The 25,053-nt window shown below is 70.6% G+C and carries 18 protein-coding genes and 1 rRNA gene; 5 read left to right on the top strand and 14 right to left on the bottom strand.

The features are described 5' to 3' along the window. Positions 1-81: 81 nt before the first annotated feature. Together OG206_RS19905 and OG206_RS19900 are read right to left on the bottom strand one after the other, a co-directional pair. Positions 82-1,607 (bottom strand): 16S ribosomal RNA (locus OG206_RS19905). Between the two features lie 701 nt (positions 1,608-2,308). Further along, the gene (locus OG206_RS19900) at positions 2,309-3,316 is read right to left on the bottom strand and encodes a stage II sporulation protein M (protein WP_327122339.1); all 1,008 of its coding nucleotides are present in this window, start codon (positions 3,314-3,316) and stop codon (positions 2,309-2,311) included. Between the two features lie 120 nt (positions 3,317-3,436). On the opposite strand from OG206_RS19900, the gene OG206_RS19895 reads away from it, so the two are divergent. Further along, the gene (locus OG206_RS19895) at positions 3,437-4,420 is read left to right on the top strand and encodes an RDD family protein (protein WP_327117936.1); all 984 of its coding nucleotides are present in this window, start codon (positions 3,437-3,439) and stop codon (positions 4,418-4,420) included. Between the two features lie 90 nt (positions 4,421-4,510). Here OG206_RS19895 and OG206_RS19890 read toward each other — a convergent pair whose 3' ends face one another. From OG206_RS19890 to OG206_RS19850, 9 genes are all read right to left on the bottom strand, one after another. Beyond that, positions 4,511-5,143, bottom strand: coding sequence for a hypothetical protein (locus OG206_RS19890; RefSeq protein WP_327117934.1), 633 nt, complete (start codon positions 5,141-5,143; stop codon positions 4,511-4,513). Between the two features lie 286 nt (positions 5,144-5,429). Beyond that, the gene (gene ahcY, locus OG206_RS19885; protein WP_327117932.1) at positions 5,430-6,887 is read right to left on the bottom strand and encodes an adenosylhomocysteinase; all 1,458 of its coding nucleotides are present in this window, start codon (positions 6,885-6,887) and stop codon (positions 5,430-5,432) included. A 262-nt stretch (positions 6,888-7,149) separates the two neighbouring features. Next, on the bottom strand, positions 7,150-8,142 hold the full coding sequence (locus tag OG206_RS19880; protein ID WP_327117930.1) for a cation diffusion facilitator family transporter: 993 nt from the start codon (positions 8,140-8,142) through the stop codon (positions 7,150-7,152). An 87-nt stretch (positions 8,143-8,229) separates the two neighbouring features. Beyond that, positions 8,230-9,399 carry a mannose-6-phosphate isomerase, class I gene (gene manA / locus OG206_RS19875; RefSeq protein WP_327117928.1) on the bottom strand — a complete coding sequence of 390 codons (1,170 nt, stop codon included), beginning with the start codon at positions 9,397-9,399 and terminating at the stop codon, positions 8,230-8,232. A 177-nt stretch (positions 9,400-9,576) separates the two neighbouring features. Next, positions 9,577-10,713: an SIS domain-containing protein gene (locus tag OG206_RS19870; protein ID WP_327117926.1), complete on the bottom strand. Its 1,137-nt coding sequence runs from the start codon at positions 10,711-10,713 to the stop codon at positions 9,577-9,579. Between the two features lie 39 nt (positions 10,714-10,752). Beyond that, positions 10,753-10,935 (bottom strand): Trm112 family protein, encoded by a 183-nt coding sequence (locus OG206_RS19865; RefSeq protein WP_327117924.1) that lies wholly within the window; start codon positions 10,933-10,935, stop codon positions 10,753-10,755. Between the two features lie 188 nt (positions 10,936-11,123). Continuing rightward, entirely contained in the window at positions 11,124-12,491 is a 1,368-nt protein-coding gene (locus OG206_RS19860) for a phosphomannomutase/phosphoglucomutase (protein WP_327117922.1), read from the bottom strand. 61 nt (positions 12,492-12,552) lie between these two features. Then, positions 12,553-14,169 (bottom strand): L-lactate permease, encoded by a 1,617-nt coding sequence (locus OG206_RS19855; protein WP_327122338.1) that lies wholly within the window; start codon positions 14,167-14,169, stop codon positions 12,553-12,555. A gap of 148 nt (positions 14,170-14,317) precedes the next feature. Next, positions 14,318-14,692: a DUF3499 domain-containing protein gene (locus tag OG206_RS19850; protein WP_327117920.1), complete on the bottom strand. Its 375-nt coding sequence runs from the start codon at positions 14,690-14,692 to the stop codon at positions 14,318-14,320. Positions 14,693-15,013: 321 nt separating this feature from the next. On the opposite strand from OG206_RS19850, the gene OG206_RS19845 reads away from it, so the two are divergent. After that, complete coding sequence (locus tag OG206_RS19845; RefSeq protein WP_327117918.1) at positions 15,014-15,442, top strand: metallopeptidase family protein; 429 nt, start codon at positions 15,014-15,016, stop codon at positions 15,440-15,442. 91 nt (positions 15,443-15,533) lie between these two features. On the opposite strand, the gene OG206_RS19840 is transcribed toward OG206_RS19845, so the two are convergent. The 3 genes from OG206_RS19840 to OG206_RS19830 form a co-directional block, all read right to left on the bottom strand. Beyond that, a complete protein-coding gene (locus OG206_RS19840) occupies positions 15,534-17,075 on the bottom strand; it encodes a DUF5719 family protein (protein WP_327117916.1) in 1,542 nt (513 codons plus the stop codon). Then, positions 17,072-20,920: a glycosyltransferase gene (locus tag OG206_RS19835; protein ID WP_327117914.1), complete on the bottom strand. Its 3,849-nt coding sequence runs from the start codon at positions 20,918-20,920 to the stop codon at positions 17,072-17,074. Before OG206_RS19835 ends, OG206_RS19840 begins: the two co-directional genes overlap by 4 nt. Positions 20,921-21,174: 254 nt before the next feature. Beyond that, positions 21,175-21,438 (bottom strand): WhiB family transcriptional regulator, encoded by a 264-nt coding sequence (locus OG206_RS19830; RefSeq protein WP_031093859.1) that lies wholly within the window; start codon positions 21,436-21,438, stop codon positions 21,175-21,177. Positions 21,439-22,089: 651 nt separating this feature from the next. On the opposite strand from OG206_RS19830, the gene OG206_RS19825 reads away from it, so the two are divergent. From OG206_RS19825 to OG206_RS19815, 3 genes are all read left to right on the top strand, one after another. After that, the gene (locus tag OG206_RS19825) at positions 22,090-22,629 is read left to right on the top strand and encodes a cysteine dioxygenase (RefSeq protein ID WP_327117910.1); all 540 of its coding nucleotides are present in this window, start codon (positions 22,090-22,092) and stop codon (positions 22,627-22,629) included. A 136-nt stretch (positions 22,630-22,765) separates the two neighbouring features. Continuing rightward, positions 22,766-23,722, top strand: coding sequence for a 2-phospho-L-lactate transferase (gene cofD / locus OG206_RS19820; protein ID WP_327117908.1), 957 nt, complete (start codon positions 22,766-22,768; stop codon positions 23,720-23,722). Next, positions 23,719-25,044, top strand: a complete 1,326-nt coding sequence (locus OG206_RS19815; RefSeq protein ID WP_327117906.1) for a coenzyme F420-0:L-glutamate ligase — start codon at positions 23,719-23,721, stop codon at positions 25,042-25,044. The genes cofD and OG206_RS19815 overlap by 4 nt, the downstream gene beginning before the upstream one ends. Positions 25,045-25,053 lie beyond the last annotated feature (9 nt).

Here is a 25,053-nt window from a genome sequence, read left to right as displayed (position 1 = left end):
CCACCCATGAGCAACCAGCACCGAACATTCGCCGGTGTACTGGCCTCTGGTCAGCCGAAGCTGACAAGAAGTGCTCCTTAGAAAGGAGGTGATCCAGCCGCACCTTCCGGTACGGCTACCTTGTTACGACTTCGTCCCAATCGCCAGTCCCACCTTCGACAGCTCCCTCCCACAAGGGGTTGGGCCACCGGCTTCGGGTGTTACCGACTTTCGTGACGTGACGGGCGGTGTGTACAAGGCCCGGGAACGTATTCACCGCAGCAATGCTGATCTGCGATTACTAGCAACTCCGACTTCATGGGGTCGAGTTGCAGACCCCAATCCGAACTGAGACCGGCTTTTTGAGATTCGCTCCGCCTCGCGGCATCGCAGCTCATTGTACCGGCCATTGTAGCACGTGTGCAGCCCAAGACATAAGGGGCATGATGACTTGACGTCGTCCCCACCTTCCTCCGAGTTGACCCCGGCAGTCTCCTGTGAGTCCCCATCACCCCGAAGGGCATGCTGGCAACACAGAACAAGGGTTGCGCTCGTTGCGGGACTTAACCCAACATCTCACGACACGAGCTGACGACAGCCATGCACCACCTGTATACCGACCACAAGGGGGGCACCATCTCTGATGCTTTCCGGTATATGTCAAGCCTTGGTAAGGTTCTTCGCGTTGCGTCGAATTAAGCCACATGCTCCGCTGCTTGTGCGGGCCCCCGTCAATTCCTTTGAGTTTTAGCCTTGCGGCCGTACTCCCCAGGCGGGGAACTTAATGCGTTAGCTGCGGCACCGACGACGTGGAATGTCGCCAACACCTAGTTCCCAACGTTTACGGCGTGGACTACCAGGGTATCTAATCCTGTTCGCTCCCCACGCTTTCGCTCCTCAGCGTCAGTAATGGCCCAGAGATCCGCCTTCGCCACCGGTGTTCCTCCTGATATCTGCGCATTTCACCGCTACACCAGGAATTCCGATCTCCCCTACCACACTCTAGCTAGCCCGTATCGAATGCAGACTCGGGGTTAAGCCCCGAGCTTTCACATCCGACGTGACAAGCCGCCTACGAGCTCTTTACGCCCAATAATTCCGGACAACGCTTGCGCCCTACGTATTACCGCGGCTGCTGGCACGTAGTTAGCCGGCGCTTCTTCTGCAGGTACCGTCACTTTCGCTTCTTCCCTGCTGAAAGAGGTTTACAACCCGAAGGCCGTCATCCCTCACGCGGCGTCGCTGCATCAGGCTTTCGCCCATTGTGCAATATTCCCCACTGCTGCCTCCCGTAGGAGTCTGGGCCGTGTCTCAGTCCCAGTGTGGCCGGTCGCCCTCTCAGGCCGGCTACCCGTCGTCGCCTTGGTAGGCCATTACCCCACCAACAAGCTGATAGGCCGCGGGCTCATCCTTCACCGCCGGAGCTTTTAACCCCGCCCCATGAGGGACAGAGTGTTATCCGGTATTAGACCCCGTTTCCAGGGCTTGTCCCAGAGTGAAGGGCAGATTGCCCACGTGTTACTCACCCGTTCGCCACTAATCCACCCCGAAAGGCTTCATCGTTCGACTTGCATGTGTTAAGCACGCCGCCAGCGTTCGTCCTGAGCCAGGATCAAACTCTCCGTGAATGTTTTCCCGTAATCGGGATCACAACACGAGAGCGGAACAACCAGGTCGGAATATGACCGGTTGTTCACAGCGTCCTCGCTGTTGTTGCCTACCGGATCCGAAGATCCCGCAGGACTTTTCAAAGGAACCACCAACCTGCCGAAGCAGGCCGGGGTATCAACATATCTGGCGTTGACTTTTGGCACGCTGTTGAGTTCTCAAGGAACGGACGCTTCCTTCGGTCCCGTTTCACCGGGGCCCTCCGGGCGCTTCCCTTCGTTCTTGCGTTTCCGACTCTATCAGACTCTTTCGTGTCCGATTCCCGGTCGAAGCGGGCTACTGCTTGTTTCGCTTTCCAGTTCTTCGCTTTCGCGTTTCCCTTTCCGGCGGTTCCAACTTTACCAGACTCTTTTTCGTTCCGTTTCCGGTCCGAATTTGATTCCGGCGACCTATGGAGTGGTCTTTGCCTTTCGGCTGACTCGACTTTATCAGAAGCAATTCGGCCGAAGCTAATCGGCGTGTTTGCCAGAGAGAGAAGAATCGATCGGCTCTGCGGGAATGTCGTCCCCTGCATGAGCGAGATGAACTTTAGCCGTCGCAACCGAGCCTGTCCAGCTCCTTGCAACCGTTCAAATCTACCTCCCCACGCCGACCGTGTCAACGGTTTTTTGTGGGCGAAGAGGAGACTAGCAGGCCAACGCCCTCTGACGCACATCGCCCTTCAGGCGGCCGAAGGGAGTTCGGCGCTTCGCTCGCCGGCCTGGAGATCCCCGGTGTCACCTGCCCGGGCCGCCCGTCCACCGAGCACGTAGACATAGGCGAGGAAGGCTCCCTCGGCGACGACGCCGATGGCGATGCGCGCCCAGGTCGGCAGGCCCGACGGGGTGACGAAGCCTTCGATGACACCGGAGACGAACAGGACCAGCGCCAGCCCTATGGCCATGCCGAGCGCGGCCCTGCCTTGCTGGGCCAGCGCCGTGCGCCGTGTGAAGGGGCCCGGGTCGATCACGGTCCAGCCAAGACGGAGTCCGGTACCGGCTGCCACGAACACAGCGGTGAGTTCGAGCAGCCCGTGCGGCAGGACGAGTCCGAGGAAGGTGTCCAGCCGGCCGGCGGAAGACATCAGGCCGATACCGACGCCGAGGTTCAGCACATTGACGAAGAGGATCCAGATGACCGGTATGCAGAGGAAGGCCCCCAGTACGAGGCACATAGCCGCGGCCTGGGCGTTGTTCGTCCAGACCTGGGCGGCGAACGACGCCGCGGGGTGGCTGGTGTAGTACGTCTCGTACTCCCCGCCAGGGCGCGTCAGTGCCCGCAGGTCCTCGGGGGCCGCAATCGCCGCCTGCACCTCAGGGTGGGTGCCGATCCACCAGCCGATGACCGCTGCGAGCAGCGTGGAGAGCACGGCTGTCGGGATCCACCAGTGCCGCGCGCGGTAGACGGCGGCAGGAAAGCCCGCCGAAAGGAACCGGGCGGCATCACGCCACGACGCCCGACGCGTCCCCGTGACAGTGGAACGTGCGCGGGCCACGAGCTGGGTGAGTCGCGCCGTCAGCATCGGGTCCGGCGCGCTCGATCGGATCAGGGACAGATGGGTCGCTGTGCGCTGGTAGAGCAGGACGAGCTCGTCGACCTCCGCCCCGGTCAGGCTGCGCCCCCGGTGCAGAAGGTGGTCCAGCCGGTCCCACTCGGTGCGGTGGGAGGTCACGAAGACGTCGAGGTCCATGGTCGGCTTCTGCTCCATGCATGGGTGCGTACGGGTCCGTAACTACTGCGGCGCGTTGCGGGTCAGCTTGGCAGACTGTGCCTCCGAGGGGCAGGGAAGGGCGGCGAGGGGTGGGTGGCGATGAACGAGCTCGTGACCGGGGACGCGGTCGTACTGGGGTTGCAGCCGGCGAGGCTTCCGAGCCGGGCGCTGGCGATCGCCATCGATCTCGCGGTACTTCTGACCGTTTTCGTCCTGCTGTCCGTGGGCCTGGCCGTGGCGACCGTGACGCTCGACGAGGCGGCGACCGCCGCGGTGGGCGTCGCCGCATTTCTTCTCGTGCTGGTGGGCGGGCCCATCGCGGTCGAGACCCTCAGCCAGGGGCGTTCACTCGGGAAACTCGCCTGCGGCCTTCGCGTCGTACGGGACGACGGTGGACCGATCCGCTTCCGGCACGCTCTGGTGCGGGGCTCCATGGGCGTGGTCGAGATCCTGGGCACGTTCGGCGTCGTGGCCTGCGTCTCGTCGCTGGTGTCCGCCCGCGGCCGACGGCTCGGTGACGTGTTCGGCGGGACCCTCGTCGTACGTGAGCGGGTGTCCGTGGCCCGGACCCCCGCCGTGCCCCCGCCACCGCCCTGGCTGGTGGGGCGCTTCCATCAGGCGGACCTGTCCACCGTCCCCGACGGCCTCTGGCTCGCGATACGGCAGTACCTCACGCGGATGCGCCAACTGGACGCTGCCGTGCGGTGGTCGATGGCGGAGCAGCTGTCGTCCGACCTCGCGGCGCTGACCGGGGCACCGGTGCCGCAGGGAGTTCCCGCGGCGGCGTATCTGGCGGCCGTGGTGCACGAGCGGCAGACGCGTGACGCCCGTCGGGTGGCTGCTGCCGCGAACCGCGCCGCGTGGACGCAGGCGGAGGTATCCCCTTCGGCGGCGCCCCTGTTCACACCCGCGCACCAGCCTGGACACCTCCTCCCGGACGCGGCCGGCGACGCACCGGGGAGCGTGCGCCGGCCCCTGCCGGATACAGGTCGGCCGCAAGCCCGCCACGAGCGCGATACGCCGACGGCGCGCCTCGACGGCGCTCAGGGGCGGCCGACGACCGGGTTCGCCCCTCCGGCCTGAGTCCTGAACTCGAAGCCCTGAAACCAGAACTCGGCACGCGCAGACCGGAACCCGGAACCCGGCACCTCGACGGACCGCCGGACTCGACGCCTAGGCCTCGCTCGCCGGGCGGGACATCGCCGAGGGCGGTGATTCGAGGTGTTCGAGCTCGATTCCCGGTGCGGCCAGCACCACGTCACCCGCGATGTGCACGGTGTGCCTGTCACCGGTGTCCAGGGCGTCGACCTGGTATTCGTCCACGACCAGAGGTCCGTTGTCAGTGGCGTGCGCTTCACTGTTCAGCAGGGACCAGGCCTGGTCGACGGTGCGGGGGGCGAGGACCGGGTCCGTGAAGGTGACCAGACGGACGCGGGTGGCGGGGGATGTGGGGGTGAGGCGCAGGATCCGGGCGGTGGCGACGAGGAAGGCGGGGGAGGCGCCGGAGAAGGCGTGGGCGCGGACGTTCCCTTCGGTGGCGTGCGTGCCGGTGGGGTCGGTCCGCACCCATGTGACGCCGTCGATGGCGGCACCGCGGATCTGCCAGCTCGCGGCGTGCAGTTCGAGGCGGATGGGGCGGCCGAGCTCGTCCAGGGCCAGATCGACGGAACCCAGGTGGGCGCCCGCGGGGTCCGTGGTCTGCGAGACGTAGCGCCAGCCGGACGGGCCGGGGGCGCAGTGGAAGTGTTCTTCGCCGAGGGGGGCGTGGTCGTGGAGATCGTGGAGCGAATAACGGCCGCGGGGCATGGGGTCCTTCGGGTTCCTCGGGCTGTGCGGGCCCGGTACGGCGCAGGCCCCCGGCACGGGGGTGCGGGGGCCTGCGTTCGGACCTGCTGCTGAGGGTTCCGCCGGCCGGGGGCCGGCGAGGGGCCTAGGGCCTCTCTTTTAGATCATGATGGGCTCGCGTGCCCTGGCACCGCACCTCGCGGCGTTGTCGTCAGTCGGCAACGCTCCGCGTTGACTCCCTCCTCCGCCTTGCGATGCACGGCACCAGACCTCGCTCCCTGATCCAGCCTGATCCAAACGAAAGACCCTAGTAGCGGTAGAGGTCGGACTTGTACGGGCCCTCGACCGGGACGCCGATGTAGTCGGCCTGCTCCTGGCGCAGTGTCGTGAGCTTCACGCCCAGTGCGTCGAGGTGCAGGCGGGCGACCTTCTCGTCCAGGTGCTTCGGCAGCACGTAGACGTCGGTCGGGTAGGCCTCCGGCTTGGTGAACAGCTCGATCTGGGCCAGTGTCTGGTCCGCGAACGAGTTGGACATGACGAACGACGGGTGGCCCGTGGCGTTGCCGAGGTTCAGCAGACGGCCCTCGGACAGCACGATCAGGACCTTGCCGTCCTTGAACTTCCAGGTGTGGACCTGCGGCTTGACCTCGTCCTTGACGATGCCGTCGATCTTCGCGAGACCGGCCATGTCGATCTCGTTGTCGAAGTGGCCGATGTTCCCGACGATGGCCTGGTGCTTCATCCGGGCCATGTCCGAGGCCATGATGATGTCCTTGTTGCCCGTCGTCGTGATGAAGATGTCCGCGGTCTCCACCACGTCCTCGAGCGTCGCGACCTGGTAGCCGTCCATCGCGGCCTGCAGGGCGCAGATCGGGTCGATCTCCGTGATGATCACGCGGGCGCCCTGTCCTCGCAGGGACTCGGCGCAGCCCTTGCCAACGTCGCCGTAGCCGCAGACGACGGCGGTCTTGCCGCCGATCAGGACGTCGGTGGCGCGGTTGATGCCGTCGATCAGCGAGTGGCGGCAGCCGTACTTGTTGTCGAACTTCGACTTGGTGACCGCGTCGTTGACGTTGATCGCCGGGAACAGGAGGGTGCCGTCGCGGTGCATCTCGTACAGGCGGTGCACACCGGTCGTGGTCTCCTCGGTCACGCCGCGGATCTCGGACGCCAGCTGCGTCCACTTCTGCGGGGACTCACCGAGGGTGCGGTTGAGCAGCGTGAGGATGTGGGCGAACTCCTCGCTGTCCGCGGTCGACGGGTCCGGGGCCGAGCCGGCCTTCTCGAACTCGACGCCCTTGTGGACGAGGAGCGTGGCGTCGCCACCGTCGTCGAGGATCATGTTCGGGCCGCCGGTGGAGGTGTTCGGCCAGGTGAGCGCCTGCTCCGTGCACCACCAGTACTCCTCCAGGGTCTCGCCCTTCCAGGCGAAGACCGGGACGCCCGCAGGGGCCTCGGGGGTGCCGTTCGGACCGACCGCGATGGCGGCGGCCGCGTGGTCCTGGGTGGAGAAGATGTTGCAGGAGGCCCAGCGGACCTCGGCGCCGAGCGCGACGAGGGTCTCGATGAGCACCGCGGTCTGCACGGTCATGTGCAGGGAGCCGGTGATCCTGGCGCCGGCCAGCGGCTGCGTGGCGGCGTACTCCTTGCGGATCGACATCAGGCCGGGCATCTCGTGCTCGGCGAGGGTGATCTCCTTGCGCCCGAAGGCGGCGAGGGAGAGGTCGGCGACCTTGAAGTCCTGGCGATTGGCGGCCGTCGTCATAACGGGCTGCTCCTCGTGATGGGTCGAGGGTGGACTGGCTGGCTCTGCGGCGGCCACGGGCACACGAATGCCCGAGCAATCCGCAGTGCAGTCCGTCGGAGGCCCTCTCTCCCTCGGCCGGCCCGCTCCAGCGGACCGATCGACCGCCATCAGCAGCGACGTCTGGTACTCCCCCGAATCTACACCGAACGGCCCAGCGAGCCCCAGCCCGCCCGGGCATCGGTGTGGGTCGCAGGGCCGTTCGGGGCCGTTCCTCAGGGGGTCAGTGGCCGGATCCGGCAGGTTCGCCGGAAGCGGCCGGGCCGCCCGGCGCCTTGCCCGGATTGACGCCGGCCTCGGCTGCGGCCTCGTTGTAGATGTCCGGTTCGAGGTAGATGACACGGGCGATCGGCACGGCCTCGCGGATCCGGGTCTCGGCGGCGTTGATCGCGGCAGCGACCTCGGCGGCGGTCTCGTCGTGGCGTACCGCGATCTTGGCGGCGACCAGGAGTTCCTCGGGGCCGAGGTGGAGCGTGCGCATGTGGATGATGCGGGTGACGGTGTCGCCGTCGACGACCGACGCACGGATCTTCTCGACGTCCTCGATACCGGCCGACTCGCCCAGCAGGAGCGACTTCGTCTCCGCCGCGAGGACGATCGCGATGACGATCAGCAGGACACCGATGCACAGGGTGCCGATGCCGTCCCACACGCCGTCGCCGGTGCCGAGCGCCAGGCCGACGCCGGCGAGGGCGAGGACCAGGCCGACCAGTGCGCCGAAGTCCTCGAGGAGTACGACGGGGAGCTCGGGCGCCTTGGCCCGGCGGACGAACTGCGTCCAGGTGAGCTTGCCGCGGGTCTGGTTGGACTCGGCGATCGCCGTGCGGAAGGAGAAGCCCTCGGCGATGATCGCGAAGACGAGCACGCCGACGGGCCAGTACCATGCTTCGATCGCGTGCGGGTGCTTGATCTTCTCGTAGCCCTCGTAGATCGCGAACATGCCGCCGACGGAGAACAGAACGATGGACACGAGGAAGGCGTAGATGTAGCGCTCGCGCCCGTAACCGAAGGGGTGCTCGGGTGTCGCCTCCCGCTTGGCCTTCTTGCCGCCGAGCAGCAGGAGCCCCTGGTTGCCCGAGTCCGCGAGTGAGTGGACGCTCTCGGCCAGCATCGACGACGAGCCACTGAAGAGGAACGCCACGAATTTGGCCACCGCGATCGCGAGGTTGGCGGCGAGTGCCGCCACGATCGCCTTGGTTCCGCCTGACGCGCTCATGGGTGCCTGGTGTCCCTTCCTCGGTGCTGCGGCTCGGGCGCCGCGTTACGGCCGGACATTGTTGCAGTCGCTGGTGCGGACGGTACGTCAGACGACTACGGTCGCCCGGAAGAGTGTTCCGGTACCGGACACTTCGACCGTTTCGTCCGCCGGGACGAACACGGATTCTCCGGGTGCGAGGGTGGTCTCCCCGGCCTGCGGGGATCCCTCGGTGCAGAGCAGGATCTGCGGCGCGCCGGCGGCCAGTTCGACCGGGGCACCGCCGGCGGACAGGACGTAGCGCGACAGCCGGAATTCGTCGACCGGCGTCTCGTAGAGCTCCTCACCCGCGGCCGATGCCTCGGGCCGCAGGATGCCGGGCTCGCTCGCTTCGAAGCGGACGATGCGCAGCAGTTCGGGGACGTCGATGTGCTTGGGGGTCAGTCCGCAGCGCAGCACGTTGTCGGAGTTGGCCATGATCTCGACGCCGAGGCCACCGAGGTAGGCGTGCGGCACACCCGCCCCGAGGAACATGGCCTCGCCCGGCTGGAGTTGGACGTGGTTCAGCAGCATCGCCGCGATGACACCCGGGTCGCCCGGGTAGTGGTGGGCGATCTGGGCGTACGGGGCGTGGGCGCCGCCGAGCCGTTCCGCGGCCTCGGCCGCCTCGGCGACCGTGCCGGCCATCTCGTCGGGGTCCGCGGTGAGGATCGCCGTGAGGACCTCGCGCAGCGCCGCGTCCTCGGGGCGGGCACGCAGCAGGTCGACGTAGGGCTTGAGCGAGTCGACGCCGAGGGCGGCTATGGCGTCCGCGGCTTCGGCGGGCCTGCGGAATCCGCAGAGTCCCTCGAACGGGGTGAGCGCGCAGATCAGCTCGGGCTTGTGGTTGGCGTCCTTGTAGGTGCGGTGCGGCGCGTCGATGGCGACGCCCCGGCGCTCCTCGTCCGCGTACCCCTGCTGTGCCTGCGCGAGGTCGGGGTGGACCTGGAGGGAGAGCGGCGCTCCGGCGGCCAGCAGCTTGAGCAGGAAGGGGAGGCGGGGGCCGAAGGCGCGGACGGCGGCGGGGCCGAGTTCGCGCTCGGGGTCCGCCGCGATGACGTCGGTGAGCGACCGCTCCCCGGGGGCCGTGGGGCGGTTGAGCCTGGAGGGGGCTCCGGGGTGGGCCCCCATCCACATCTCCGCCTGGGGTTCGCCGGTCGGGGCTGTGCCGAGCAGTTCGGGAATGGCTGTGGTGGACCCCCAGGCGTAGGGGCGCACGGTGTTGGACAGGCGGTCCATGGCGATTCGTCCTCGTGGTTGTGCGGGGGCTGTGGTGCCCCGTGGGAAGGCGGGCCGTCGGACTCCGTTGTCCTTGGCGGGCGGTCGGCCCCTGCGCGGAAGGCGGACTTTCGCGCCGTGTGGGTAAGGGCTGCCGTGTGGGTAAGGGCTTTCGTGCCCGGTGCGGGGATCCGGCGGTCAGACCCTGTTGTCGGAGGCGAGGGAGAGGTAGACGGCGGCGAAGTCGGTGACCGCGAGGAGTTCGGCGAGGGCTTCGAGTTCGCTGCCCTCCTCCGGTTCGAGTTCACTGATGGCCGTCTCGTGGCCGAGGGCCAGCTCCCGGGCCGCCGGTCCCGCGGTCAGCCCGCCTGCCGGGCGGTCACGGAGCAGGACGACCCGGGCCCGCATGGCCTCGGGCTCGTCGACCCGGTCCCGGAAGAAGTCGTCGGGGTCGGCTCCCGCGGCGAAGGCTCCGGCCAGCAGCGCCCCGTGCGAGGGCAGGGCCTCGGGCAGTTCGGCCACCAGGGCCGGGCGGCCGGCGAGCTCTGCCAGGACCGCGGCGAACCGGCGGCCGACGGGGCCGGCGGTGTCACCCTCCGTCCACACGAGGGGCAGGCTGTCGGCGAGCTCGGCGGCAAGGGTCTTGGCCGGGTTGCTGTACGTGGCGACGGCGGGCCCGCAGCGCTCGGCGGTGCGGTCGAGCCGGTCGGCGACCTTCTGCAGGACGTCGGCGGGTGCGTCGACGAGGCCCACCCGGTCCAGCAGGGCCAGCAGCGGGGTGAGCAGGGCCCACAGGGTGCCTGGGCCGGCGGCCGATGTCTCGGCGTCGTACTCGCCGTGCGGGGCAGCCGCCATCGGGACGACGAGTCCGTGGATCCCGTCGACGGCTTCCCGCAGCGGGGAGCGGACGGGGGCGACGGCCACGACGGTGCAACCGCGGCGGTACGCCTGCTCGGCGAGGCGGGCGAGGCCGGGTTCCGATCCGTCGGCGGTGGCGATCAGCAGCAGGTCCACGGATCCGGCCCAGCCCGGAAGGGTCCAGCGCAGCGCGCCGGCGGCCGCCGCGACCCCGGTGGGACGGATCGCGGTCACGGGCGCGGCGGCCCCGGCGAGGGCGCCGATCAGATCGGCGACGCCGGACGCCGCGGTACCGGGCCCCGCGACGAGGACGGCACGTGGCCGCCCTTCCGGCGCCAGCGCACCGATGCCCGCCTCGGCGGCGTGCCGGGCGGCGGTACGGACGCGGGCCCCGGCTTCGGCTGCGCCGCGGAGCAGCCCGCGCCGGTCTGCCCGGGTCAGGGCTTCCGGTGCGTCGAGCAACGACTCGTCGAGCATGGCGGTGGGCCTCCGATCACCGTGCTGATCAAGGTGCGGTTACGCGGGGCGCCGGGCCTCGTCGACAAGGAGGACCGGGATGTCGTCGCGCACCGGGTAGGCGAGACCGCAGTCCGCGCCGGTGCAGACCAGCTCGGGGCTTTCGGCGGCGGACCGGTCGTCTAGCGCGGCGTGACAGGCCGGGCAGGCGAGGATCTCCAGAAGGCCGGCTTCGAGCGGCATGGGCGGGTCCCTTCGGGCGTGCGGTGCGGTCCGGGCCCGGTACGGGTCCGCGGAGCTCGGGGCTTGGTCAGCCTACCGCCGGGCCGACGGGGTCGCGGCCCGGCAGGACCCGCCCGACCGGGCATGCGTCGGGCGGTGGCGGCAGGGACGCCGGGTGTCCACGCTGCGTGTGCCCCGGTGCCCGCGGGTCACGCGCGGACGAGGGCGAGAACCTCGTCGCGTACCGCTTCCATGGTCTTCCCGTCGCGCGCCTCGACGTTGAGGCGCAGGAGCGGTTCGGTGTTGGAGGCGCGGAGGTTGAACCACCAGTCACCGCTCGTGACCGTGAGTCCGTCGAGCTCGTCGAACCTGACGTCGTCGCGCTCCCCGTAGGCGGCTCTGATCGCGTCGAGCCGTTCCGCCTGGTCGGCGACGGTGGAGTTGATCTCACCGGACCCGGTGTAGCGGTCGTACCGGTCCAGGAGACCCGAGAGCGGACCGTCCTGTCCGCCGAGAGCGGCGAGGACGTGGAGGGCCGCGAGCATGCCGGTGTCGGCGTTCCAGAAGTCGCGGAAGTAGTAGTGGGCGGAGTGCTCGCCGCCGAAGATCGCCCCGTGAGCGGCCATCTCGGCCTTGATGAAGGAGTGGCCGACGCGGGTGCGGACGGGGGTTCCGCCGTTCTCGCGTACGACCTCGGGGACGGACCAGGAGGTGATCAGGTTGTGGATGACGGTGCCCTTGCCGCCGTTGCGGGCCAGCTCGCGGGCGGCGACGAGGGAGGTGATCGCAGAGGGGGACACGCCGTCGCCGTGCTCGTCGACGACGAAGCAGCGGTCCGCGTCGCCGTCGAAGGCGAGACCGAGGTCGGCTTCCTCGGCGAGGACCCGGGCCCGCAGGTCGACGATGTTCTTCGGGTCGAGGGGGTTGGCCTCGTGGTTCGGGAAGGTGCCGTCGAGCTCGAAGTACATGGGTACGAGGTCGAGGGGGAGGCCCGCGAAAACGGTGGGGACGGTGTGGCCGCCCATGCCGTTGCCCGCGTCCACGACGACCTTGAGCGGACGGATCCCGGAGAGGTCGACGAGTCCCCGCAGGTGTGCGGCGTAGTCGTCGAGGGTCTCGCGCTCGGTGACCGTGCCCGGGACCTCGGCGGCCGGGTCCGGGAGGCCGTGCTCCGACCACTTCTCGACCAGGGTGCGGATCTCGGTGAGGCCGGTGTCCTGGCCCACGGGCGCGGCTCCGGCCCGGCACAGCTTGATGCCGTTGTACCGGGCCGGGTTGTGCGAGGCCGTGAACATCGCTCCGGGCAGGCCGAGGGCCCCGGACGCGTAGTACAGCTGGTCCGTCGAGCAGAGCCCGATGAGGGTCACGTCGGCGCCGCGGCCCGTGGCACCGCGGGCGAAGGCGGCGGCCAGACCGGGTGAGGAGGGCCGCATGTCGTGGCCGATCACGATCGCGTCCGCTTCGGTGACCTGGACGAAGGCAGCGCCGAAGAGTTCGGCGAGCGGCTCGTCCCACTGGTCGGGCACGACTCCGCGCACGTCGTACGCCTTCACGAGCTGCGACAGGTCAGCTACCACGGCCGGTCCTCCTGGGGTCTGTGCGGACGGCCCAAACTACCGGGCGGTCCCGGGCCGCCCGTCAGGGGAGCATCCAGCCCAGCAGGACCGTGCTCTGCGCCGTCACCACCAGGCACATCACCAGCAGCAGGCCGAGGCTCCAGGGCAGGACCTTGCGCAGCAGGTCCCCTTCCCGCCCGGCAAGGCCGACGGCGGCGCAGGCGATCGTCAGGTTCTGCGGCGAGATCATCTTGCCGAGCACTCCCCCGGAGCTGTTCGCGGCGGCGAGCAGTTCCGGCGACAGGCCGGATTCGTGCGCGGCGGACACCTGGAGGGCCCCGAAGAGGGCATTGGCCGAGGTGTCGGAGCCGGATACCGCGACGCCGAACCAGCCGAGCACCGGGGAGAGGAAGGCGAGCCCGGCGCCCGCCGCGGCGACGGACTGGCCGATGGTGGCGGCCTGCCCGGAGAGGTTCATGACGTAGGCGAGGGCGAGTACGGACGTCACCGTGAGGATGGCATGGCGCAGTTCACACACGGTGGCCGCCCACTCCCGCGCCGCGGCACCGGCCCGTACGCCGAGTACGGCGGCGGTGATCAGCCCGGCGAGCAGGACGAGGGTGCCGCCCGTGCCGAGGAGCGGAAGGGTGAACACGTTGGCACCCACCGGCCGGCCGCCGGGCCCCGCGACGTCGAGGAAGGGCCAGTCGAAGACGCGGGTGGCCTCGGCCAGCAGCCGCTTGACCGGCGGGATCTGGGCGAGGGAGAACACCGCGACGATCAGTGCGTAGGGGGCGTAGGCGCGCAGCACCTCGCGGCGCGGGTCCTCCTGGTCGAGGTCTTCGCTGCGGGCACCGGTGAGCACGGTCGCGCGTACGGGTTCGCCGGCCGGCCGGCGGGCGCCGGGCAGCGCGATCAGGGCGCCCGCGCCCACGAGTGCGGCCGCGATGTCGGCGAGTTGCGCGGAGACGTAGTTGGACGCGGCGAACTGGGCTGCGGCGAAGGCCACTCCGCAGACGAGCGCGGGCACCCAGGTCTCCCGGAGCCCCCGCCTGCCGTCCACCAGGAAGACCAGGATCAGCGGGACGACGAGTGCGAGCAGCGGGGTCTGGCGGCCGACGACCGAGGCGACGTCGTCCAGGGGCAGGCCGGTGACCTGGGCCAGTGTCACGACCGGTGTGCCCATGGCCCCGAAGGCGACGGGCGCGGTGTTGGCGACCAGGGAGACGACGGCCGCCTTCACCGGGTCGAATCCGAGCGCGACGAGCATGACCGAGCAGATCGCGACGGGTGCGCCGAAGCCGGCCAGGGCCTCCAGGAGCGCGCCGAAGCAGAAGGCGATGACCAGCGCCTGGATGCGGGGGTCGTCGGAGACCCGGCCGAAGGAGCGGCGGAGGACGTCGAAGTGCCGGGTGCGGACGGTCATCCGGTACACCCAGAGGGCGTTGACGACGATCCACATGATGGGGAAGAGGCCGAAGAGGACACCTTGTGCCCCGGCGGAGAGCGTCTGCCCGAGGGGCATGCCGTAGGCGAGCCGGGCGACGAGTACGGCGACCGCGAGGCCGATGAGCCCGGCGAGGTGGGCTTTCATCCGGACGGCGCCCAGCAGGACCAGCACGCTGACGAGGGGCAGTGAGGCGACGAGTGCGGACAGGGCGAGCGAATCGGCTACGGGTTCGAGTTGCTGGACAAACACACAGACCTCCCCGGATTCCGTGATGCGGAAGCGATCATTCACGGGTGGGGGAATGGTCGTGTCCGCGACAAGTCCACGTCAATGCTCCGCGCAGGAGAACTTCCCCGAACGGGCATGTGGCCAGAGGAGCGGAAGAATTGACGGAGTGTCAGGAATCCGGGGACCGCAGCACCCGCAGATGACCTCGGCGGGCGACCTCCACCGGATCCGCCGCACGCGGCCCACGGCCGGCGCCCGGCTGCCGGTCCTGGGGCCTCGCCGCCTCGCGCACGGCGTTGGCGAGCGCTTCGAGATCGTCACCGCTGGGGCGGGAGGGAACCGAGGGGTCGGAGAGCCGGACGACCTCCCAGCCCCGTGGCGCGGTGAGCCGCTCACCGTGCTCGGCACAGAGGTCGTAGCAGTGGGGCTCGGCATAGGTGGCGAGCGGGCCGAGGACCGCGGTCGAGTCGGCATAGACGTACGTCAGTGTCGCGACGGCGGGACGGCCGCACGCGGTTCGCGAACAGCGACGTACAGGGCTCACGATGTTGGACGGTACCGCACTCTTGAGCGGGCCGCGACGAATCTCCCCCGGCTCACCCCTCGTGTCGCCCCTCTGCCGGGGGGTGGCACCGTGCCCGCACAGCCGTGCCGACCTGCGCGGCAGCCTGCCGGAGGCGGTGCGCTCCGCGACGCTCTCGGTCATCGGACAGGACATAAACGGTCATTCGGCGGAGGGTCCCCGGTCGAGGCAAGGACCGAAATCGCACCCGCCCGCGGCCGGAACGCGCATCCGCGGACATCCGGTCTGCCTGCGCGGAAGCCGTGATCAGCACGGCCGGAGGAGGGTTACGCTGCGTCGGTGATGGACAGTTCCGTACCGCCCCACCCACAGGAGCCCCGGCCCCGCCGTCGAGACCGTCATGGCCGCGGGATGCGCGGACCGGTCGCGCCGCCGCAGGTCCCGCTGTCGCTCAGCAGGGCCGAGAGCTTCCGCGACCTCGTCCAGGACTCGGTGGAACGGTTGGAGCGGCGCTGGCCGCAGCTGACGGACGTCGACTTCCTGGTCCTCGACGTCCCGGGCTCCCTCGATGACACGGTGCCGCTGGGCCGCGCGCTGTCCGCGTCCAAGGGCAGGCCCGCGCAGATCGTCGTCTACCGGCGCCCCGTGGAGATCCGCGTCAAGAGCCGCGACGAGCGGGCCCTGCTGGTGCACGAGGTCGTGGTGGAGCAGGTCGCGGAGTTGCTCGGGCTGTCACCCGAGTCGGTGGACCCGCGCTACGGACAGGACTGAGCGTCAGGAGCACCACTGCGTGCCGTGGGCAGGACCGGACACAACGGGAGGAACCGGCGCCACGGGCAGGACCGCCCGTGACGCCGTGACCTCAGTCGTCCAGGACGGACAGGTCCTGCTGCACGGCGGGCACCTCGACGGTGCCCCCGTCGTCCGGCATCGTCTGCACCGTGAACATGCTGACGCCGCCCTCCTTGAGCGTGAGCGTGCGGGCGGCGTGGACCGGGCCGCCCGACTCCGTCTCCACCGTCAGCGCGTAGCCGCCCTTGAGACCGTCCGGTGCCTCCGGGATCACCTCGAGCGTCGTACCGCCCTTGACCGTGTAGGTCTTGGAGGTCTTCTCGCCGCCCCCGCTGCCCGCCGACGCGGTCACCTTGACCTTGGCCGTCGCTCCCGGGGCGGTCAGCGAGAGGACCGAGGCCTTCGCCCGGTTGTCGGCGACGCTCGCCCGGTCGCCGACCGGCGCGGTCGCCGGGATGAACGCGATCTCCTGCCCGGCACCGCTCCCCCGCACCACGCGCAGGGCGGCTACCACCGGTGTCCTGCTGCCGTCGGTCGAGGTCAGCCGGATCGAGCCGGGCTCACCCCGGGTGATGTTCTTGAGATCGACGCTCGCGGTCATCCGCGACTTGATGTGGAGGGTGTCGTTCCCCGCCGGTGAGAACGTCGCGTTCTTGCCCATGAGCTGGATCTTCACGTCGGCGTCGTCCTCGCCGGGTGCGAAGGCCACCAGGCGCACGGAGGTGGCGTCCGACGGGATGCCCGGCAGGACCAGGGTCTGCGCAGGGTCGGCGGACTTGGCCAGCCAGTCGCTGCCCACCTTGTCCTCGGCGGCGCTCACAGCGGAGCCGACCCGCCCGGTCCGCGTGGTGACGTGGACGGTCACGTTCTCGGCGGCCTCCCCGGTCAGCGTCGAGATCAGGATCGGCACGCTGGACCTCGCCGGGACCGTGATGCCCTCGCCCGCGTCCGACTTGAGGGGGCCCTCGGCTCCGTACAGCTCGATGTCGGCGACGGCGGCCGTGTCGTCGGGGTTGGTCAGATGGACGTAGTCCTGGCGGGCCGCCGCGGTGCTGGCTCCCGGGAACCAGAAGTCGGTGTCGGGGGTGGTGCAGCTGACACCGAGCAGACCGCGGGCGCCGCCTGCCTCGGCCGTGGTCGTCTGCTGGGTCGTCCAGCCGGGGGCCAGCTTGCCGGTCGCGGTGCCGACCAGGGCGGGGGCACCTGACTTGGACGTCTCGGCGATGGACGGCTTGCCGAGGTCCTTCAGGGAGAGGACAGGCTTGGACTCCGCCGTCCTCCCCTTTTCGGCGTCGGTCCCCTTGTCCTTGCCCTTGTCCGCGTCCTCTCCGGCGGGCGCGTCGTCCGCCGGCAGGGCCTCGGCGGCCTTCAGTTCGGCGGCACCGGCCTCCCCGCCGCCCTCCCCCTCCGGGGTGAAGGAGGTGTACGTCGTATCCGCCAGGTCGGACATGCTCGGCGCGGGGCACAGGAGGCTGGAGCGCTCCACGGGAAGCAGTGCCGCTGCCTGCGGCTCGACCGGGCCCTCGTCGCCGGGCGCGGTGAGCGCGGCGAAACCGGTGACGGCGGCGAGGGCGACGGTGCCCGCCACCAGGTACAGGGGTGTGGACTTCACTCGGACTCGCCTCGCGATGCGTTGCCGGTCGGCCACGGGCCCTGGCCCGGGGCTGGGTTCTGGTCGTGCCCGTCATGCCCGTCCTGCCCCTCGTACGGGGCGGCTTCGCCGGCCCCCGTGGCGTAGGGCTGCTGCTGGGCGTAGCCGTACGGGTCGTAGGCGCCCTGCTGCTGGTACGGGTCCTGCTGGTACGGATCGGCCTGGTAGTACTGGCCCGCGTCCTGACCGCCCTGGTACGGGCCGGTCTCCTGCACACCGGGGTACTGGCCGGTGTCCTGGCCCTCCGGGTACTGGCCGTAGTCGGCACCCTGGTACTGCTGGGCGTCCCACTCCCCGTAGTTCTGCTGGGGCACCGCCGCGTAGGAGCCCGTACCGTCCTGGTCGCCCGGGACCGGCGCGTAGGACCCCGTGTCCTGCTGCGGCACCGCCGCGTAGGAGCCCGTACCGTCCTGGTCGCCCGGGACCGGCGCGTACGGATCGGTGTCCTGCTGCGCCGGGATGTACGGGTCAGGAGCGGCGGCCGGGTCGTCCGGGTACGCCGGCCCCTCCGCACCCTCGGTGGCCGCGGCGGTCTCGGCCTGGGCCGCCGCACGCAGCCTGCGCGCCCGGCGTCCTTCACCCGCGACCGGCTCGTCCGGGACGGCGTCCGTCTCCTCGGGCAGGTCGTCGTCGATCTCCCGGCGGCGGCCCGGCAGAGCCATGACCACCAGGACGATGCCGAGCGCCACCTGCGCCCACACCCAGGCGCTGTGCGTGATCGGGGTGTCGTACGTGAGGTCGAGCCTGCCGCCCTCGGCGGGGAGGGAGAAGCCCTGCGCCCAGCCGTCCACGGTCTTCGGGGTCAGCGCCCGGCCGTTCAGCGTGGCCTGCCAGCCCGGGTCGGCCGCGTCGGCGATCCGCAGCACCCGCCCCGTACCGCCCTCGGGGACCTCGGTGTGCGCTTCCACCGGCAGCGATCCGACCGGGACCGGCACCGCGTCCTCGCCGGAGGGGACGATCGCGAGCCGGGAGACCTGACGGTCGACCCGCCACAGGGCGCTGCCGTCCAGCTGGCTGAGCCGGCTGAGCCCCGGGGTCGAGTCCAGGACGCGGCTCATCTGACGGGGCGCCCCGTCGCGTACGAGGACGTAACGGATCGCGAAGCCGCTGAGCTGGCTGCCCTGGTCGGCGCCGGAGCCCGCGACCAGGTTGGCGACGACCTTGTCGAGGTGGCTGTTGCTGCCGCCCGCCTCGGTGAGTTCGGCATCACCCAGACGGGCACCCGAGCCGCGGACCAGGCTGTAGGAGACAGCGGCCGGGGACGTGCCTCCGAGGACCAGGGTGCGCGGCTGGTCGCGGGTACTGCTCTCCTCCGCGACGAACGCCGGCACCTGCACCGGGTCGCGGCGCTCCAGCGGTCCCGCCGCGCCGCCGATCATCCAGCCGGCCGCGGCCAGGACCGGGGCGATCCCGGCGGCCAGCGCGATGAGGGCGGCGACGGGCTGACGCCAGCCGAAGCTGAGAGCGGCGACGCGGACCCGGGCGCCGTCCGCACCGAGCAGCGCGGCGGCGAGCAGCGCGATGCCGTAGACGAGAGTCGCGGGCCCCGCCCAGGTGGAGCCGTTGGAGAGGCCGGCGAAGGCCAGGCCGGTGAGCACGACCACCCAGGCGGTGCGGATGGCGAACTGCCGCTCCCCGCGCAGCAGGGCGGCCAGCGCGGCCAGCACGATACCCAGCAGCAGGACGCCGCCCGCGGCCTTGGGGCCACCGGGGCTGATGCCCAGCAGGTCGACAGCGGACGCCGTACCCGCGCCGAGGTCGAGACCGGCCTCCTTCAGGAAGTCCGACGGACTGGCCAGCAGCGAGAGCGACCAGGGCGCGAGGACCAGCAGCGGGGTGCCCACCGCGGCCAGGAAGCGGAGGCCGTACGCCGCGATGTCATTCCGGCGCAGGGCCAGCACCGCGATGCCGAGCACCACGGCCAGCGGCCAGACGACCGGGGTGAAGGCCGTGGTGAAGGTGAGCAGCAGGGTGTACGCCCAGGTGGCGCGCCAGCTGCCCCGTGCACTCGACCCGTTCCCGCGAAGTCCGTGCGCGGCCACGGCCGCGCGGGCGATCAGCGGGAGCAGCACGGCCAGGACGGCCGTACCGAGGCGTCCGGTGGCCAGCGCCCCGGTCGCTGCCGGCAGGAAGGCGTACGCGACGCTCGCCCAGGCACGCAGCAGCCGGGATTCGAGCAGCGGCCGCGAGGCGAAGTACGCGGTGAGCCCGGCGAGCGGGACCGAGCAGACGAGCAGCAGGGTGAGCGCGAAGCCCGTGGAGCCGAGGAAGAGTGCCGACAGGGCGGCGATCACGGCGAGGTACGGAGGAGCGGACTGGGTTCCGCCCGTGCCGACGGGGTGCCATCCGTCCGCGTACCGCCCCCAGAGGTCGGAGACGTCGGCCGGGGCGGGCAGCAGGGCGCCGCCCGCGAGCGCGCCGCCGCCGAGAAGGCCTCGGCAGGCCACCAGCGAGACGAGAAGGAGGAGCGCGAAGAGGACGGGGCCGGGCTTGCGGCCGAGCCGCTTGAGCCGCGCGAACTGCTCGATCTGCAGGAAGTCGGCGTCGTCCCCGCCGGGGCCGGACTCGACCGCTCCGTGCCGCGACCCGCCGGAGTCCGTGTCGGTGCGGCTGCCGAAGTTGCCCGCGACCTGTTCGAACGTGGCGCGGACCGTGGCACCGGGCGGAGGGAAGAGCGACCGCAGTTCGGCCGCGTCCACCGTCCCCCCGCGCCGGTCGCGCCGGGCGGCGAGGATCCGTCCGGGCCGCAGCAGGGTGCCGAAGAGTCCGGCGACCTCGTCGAGTGCCTGCCCGGGCACCTTGCCCACGAGATAGGCGACGGTGCGCAGCACCGTGCCGACGAGGAGACGGAGCAGGGCCCAGGGCAGCTGCTTGCCACGGGCGTTGACGAGCATCGTGTAGACGGCGCCCGCCTTGTCGACGCGGTGCGGGCTGGCGACCGAGCGCCCGGCACAGTCGATGGGGCGGCGTTCCCTCGCGGAGGCCTCGGCGTGCCGCAGGACGGCCTCCGGGGCGACGAGGACGCGGTGGCCCGCCAGGTGGGCGCGCCAGCAGAGGTCGACGTCGTCACGCATCAGCGGGAGTCTGCGGTCGAAGCCGCCGAGTTCCTCCCAGACGTCGCGCCGCACGAGCATGCCCGCGGAGGACACGGAGAGGACGGTGCGGACCTGGTCGTGCTGGCCCTGGTCCTGTTCGCGGCGGTCCAGTCCGGTCCAGCGGCGTCCGCTGTTGGCGATGGAGACGCCGACCTCGAGGAGCTGCTTCCGGTCGTACCAGCCGCGCAGCTTGGGTCCGACGATCGCGGCGTGCCTGTCGTTGTCGACGACGCGCAGCATCTCGGCGAGGGCGTCCGGCTCGGGGGCACTGTCGTCGTGCAGCAGCCAGAGCCACTGGACGGGATCGCCGTGCGGGAGCTCCGGAAGGTCGTAGGCGTCGTCGCGCCAGGTCCGTGTGACGGGGTCCCAGCCACTAGGGCGCTTCAGATACGGCAGGTCGTCGGGGGTGAGGACACCGGCGGAGCGGGTCGCCTCCTCGACGGCGGTGCCGAAGCTCGTGCGCCGCGCCAGGTGCAGGACGCGCTCGCCGCCCAGCGCCTCGGTGACCAGGCGGGCGGAGTCGTCGGCGCTGCCGGTGTCGGCGGCGACGACGTTCTGCACGGGGCGTTCCTGCCCGAGCAGGCCGGCGAGCACTTCGGGCAGCCAGCGCGCGCCGTCGTGGGCGACGAGCACGGCGGTGACGACGTGCCGGGGGAACTCAGGGGCTGCGGCGGCCGTATTCGGCGCCGCCGAGTGGCTGTGCACGGACATCGGGGTAGGGGCCCTCCGGCCGGTTCCGGAGGGGGTCCCCCGGGGGCTGCATCGGTGTACACGCGCGCCCCGGCGGGGCGTTGACGCGTCTCTCGGACGGGGCCCCACACTAACGGTACGGATGTGGGCCCCGCGCCGAGCGGTTGACCGGCGGGACGCGGAGGCGGCCGGACGTGCCGATGGCCTGGGGGCCGCACCCTTGTGCAGGGTGCGGCCCCCAGGCCATCGCGATCCCGGTGTCCGGGGGCGCTGCGTCAGATGGCCGCCTTTTTCAGGCGCCTGCGCTCACGCTCGGAGAGGCCGCCCCAGATCCCGAACCGCTCGTCGTTGTTGAGGGCGTACTCAAGGCATTCGGAACGGACTTCGCAGGCGAGACAGACCTTCTTGGCCTCGCGGGTGGAGCCGCCCTTCTCGGGGAAGAAGGACTCCGGATCGGTCTGGGCGCACAGCGCGCGCTCCTGCCAGCCGAGCTCCTCGTCCGCGTCCTCGACCAGCAGTTGCTGGAACAGCTCGGTCATGTGCGCCCCTCGTCCGTCTCTTGCGTCCCCGTGATGCGGCCGTTATCGATGCGGCCGAACGACACGAGTGAAATTACAAGTGTGTAGCTTCAGGCCAGTCAAGCGAAGATCTGCTATTGGCCCCGGTATTCACTCTGCGGAACCAAGCCTATGCGGAAAGTGTTCAAATCACCAAAAACCTGACATATGCCACTGGTGCCGCTCCACGGACCGCCCCCAGGGAGAAGGACGGGCCGGGCCGGCTCGATGTTTCGATTCGATCACCGAAGCGACCAAGATCACATTAGGGTCACGAGCCCTCAACCGCGTTTGCACACGCGGTTGATGCGCCACCTTGCCTCTGAAATGGGTGCCAAAACCTTTCTCCTGTCTTCACAACCGGATGGGGTGAAAGATTGCCGCCAAATCGGGCATTGAGTTGACAGAACGCACACGGTGCCGGTCTCCTTGATTTCATGCCAGCGACCGCAGCGACGTACGCCACCCACAGCCGTGGGTTCCGTAGCGCTGTCCAGGCCCGCTGTTGCTGTTCCAGCTGTCACAGCTGTTGAGCCGTAGCGCTCCAGCCCTGATCCAGCCTTCTCCACCGCATTCCGGTCTTCGCGACACCCCCACGTACGCGCATCCACATGCCGAGGAACCACCGCACCCATGAACAGCGACAGCGACCTCTCCATCGCCGGCGACATCCTTGAGGTCCAGCACCTCCTCCGCCCGGCCAGCCCCCACCCCTCCACCGTGGCCGAGTTCGTCGGCATGGCCCGGTCCATCGCCGCCGACCGCGACCGGTGGGCCCCGCTCGTCCGGTACGACACAACGACCCGCTGGTACCACCGGCTGCACAGCGCTCCCCCGGTACCCCGCACCGGCAGCGGCGCGGCCTTCCCCGGCTACGAGATCTGGCTGCTGAGCTGGGTCCCCGGCCAGGGCAGCGGACGCCACGACCACGGCCTGTCCTCCGGTGTACTCACCGTCCTGGAAGGCGAGTTGACCGAGCACACCACGCGCGGCGCACGGGTACTGACCACCGGTTCCCAACGGGTCTTCGCACCCGGTTACGTCCACGAGGTCGTCAACGACTCCCTGGAGCCGGCCGTCAGCCTGCACATCTACTTCCCGGGGCTGACCGCTATGCCGATGCACTCGGCCCGCTGCGCCACCGCCGCCGCCGCGGACGTCGTACCGGCCTGACGAGCAGCAGCCCACGGTCGAGGGCCCACCCGTCGCCCGCCACCACCCCCACAACGATCAGGCTCCGCCTGACAGCCCACCCGTCGCCCGCCACCACCCCCACAACGATCAGGCTCCGCCTGACAGACTGTTCTGTATGCGCATTGTGGTTCTGGCCGGCGGTATCGGTGGTGCTCGTTTCCTGCGTGGCCTCAAACAGGCCACGCCCGACGCGGACATCACGGTGATCGGCAACACCGGCGACGACATCCATCTGTTCGGGCTGAAGGTATGTCCCGACCTCGACACCGTGATGTACACCCTCGGCGGTGGCATCAACGAGGAGCAGGGCTGGGGGCGTACCGACGAGACCTTCCGGGTCAAGGACGAGCTCGCGGCGTACGGCGTGGGGCCCGAGTGGTTCGGCCTCGGCGACCGTGACTTCGCCACCCACATCGTCCGTACGCAGATGCTCGGCGCCGGTTACCCGCTGAGTGCCGTCACCGAGGCGCTCTGCGCCCGCTGGAAGCCCGGGGTCAGGCTGATCCCCATGTCCGACGACCGCGTCGAGACGCACGTGGCGGTGGACGTCGACGGCGAGAGCAAGGCCGTCCACTTCCAGGAGTACTGGGTCAAGCTGCGGGCCTCCGTACCCGCGCAGGCCATCGTGCCGGTGGGCGCGGACCAGGCGAAGCCCGCGCCCGGCGTGCTGGAGGCCATCGCCGGGGCCGACGTCATCGTCTTCCCGCCGTCCAACCCCGTCGTCTCCGTCGGCACCATCCTGGCCGTACCCGGTATCCGCGAGGCCATCGCCGAGGCGGGGGTGCCCGTCGTCGGGCTCTCCCCCATCGTCGGTGACGCGCCCGTCCGCGGCATGGCCGACAAGGTGCTGGCCGCCGTGGGCGTCGAGTCCACCGCGGCCGCCGTCGCCCAGCACTACGGTTCGGGGCTGCTCGACGGCTGGCTCGTCGACACCGTGGACGCGGGAGCCGTCGCCGAGGTGGAGGCCGCCGGCATCCGCTGCCGGGCCGTGCCCCTGATGATGACCGACACGGACGCCACCGCGGAGATGGCCCGCCAGGCACTGGCCCTGGCCGAGGAGGTGCGCGCGTGAGGTCCGGACCCGCGCCGACGGCGCCCTCGTACCGGGTGTGGGCCCTGCCGGGAATGCCCGAGGTGCGGGAGGGCGACGATCTCGCGAAACTGATCGCCGCCACGGAGCCGGGACTCGCCGACGGCGATGTCCTCCTGGTCACCTCGAAGATCGTCTCCAAGTCGGAGGGCCGGATCGTCGAGGCAGCCGACCGGGAGGCGGCCATCGACGCCGAGACGGTCCGGGTCGTGGCCCGGCGCGGCACCCTCAGGATCGTGGAGAACCGCCAGGGGCTCGTCATGGCGGCGGCCGGTGTCGACGCCTCGAACACCCCCGCCGGGACGGTGCTGCTCCTGCCCGAGGACCCCGACGCCTCCGCCCGCGCGATCCGGGACGGCCTGCGGGACGCGCTCGGGGTGGAGATCGGAGTCGTCGTCACGGACACCTTCGGCCGTCCCTGGCGCAACGGGCTCACGGACGTCGCGATCGGCGCGGCGGGCGTGAGGGTGCTGGACGACCTCCGGGGCGGCACCGACGCGCACGGCAATCCGCTGAGCGCCACGGTCGTGGCCACCGCCGACGAGCTGGCCTCGGCCGGTGACCTGGTGAAGGGCAAGGCGTCCGGGCTGCCCGTCGCGGTCGTACGCGGGCTGCCCCACGTGGTGGCCGGTGCCGGGGAGCCCGAGGAGGGGGCCCGTGCCATGGTGCGGGTGGCGGCCGACGACATGTTCCGGCTGGGGACGTCGGAGGCGGTGCGGGAGGCGCTCGGCCTGCGGCGCACCGTGCGGGAGTTCACGGACGAGCCGGTCGACCCCGGTGCCGTGCGCCGCGCGGTGGCGGCGGCGGTGACGGCCCCGGCCCCGCACCACACGACACCGTGGCGGTTCGTGCTGCTGGAGTCCGCCGGTGCCCGGCACCGGCTGCTGGACGCCATGCGGGACGCGTGGATCGCCGACCTGCGGCGGGACGGGCGCGGCGAGGAGTCGATCGCCAAGCGGGTACGGCGGGGTGACGTCCTGCGCAACGCGCCCTACCTCGCGGTGCCGTGCCTGGTGACCGACGGATCGCACGCCTACGGGGACGAGCGCCGGGACACCGCGGAGCGCGAGATGTTCGTGGTCGCGGCCGGTGCGGGTGTGCAGAACTTCCTGGTGGCGCTCGCGGGTGAGCGGCTCGGTTCGGCGTGGGTGTCCTCGACGATGTTCTGCCGGCCCGTGGTGCGCGAGGTACTGGACCTGCCGGACACCTGGGACCCGCTGGGCGCGGTGGCCGTCGGCCATCCCAGGGCGGAGCCCGCGGTACGGGGGCCGCGCGACCCGGAAGCGTTCATCGCGGTGCGCTGAGGGGGCCCC

This window comes from Streptomyces sp. NBC_01341, assembly GCF_035946055.1.
GTDB lineage: Bacteria > Actinomycetota > Actinomycetes > Streptomycetales > Streptomycetaceae > Streptomyces.
Note: the sequence above shows the minus strand (reverse complement) of the source record. Positions and strands in the feature narration are given on the sequence as shown.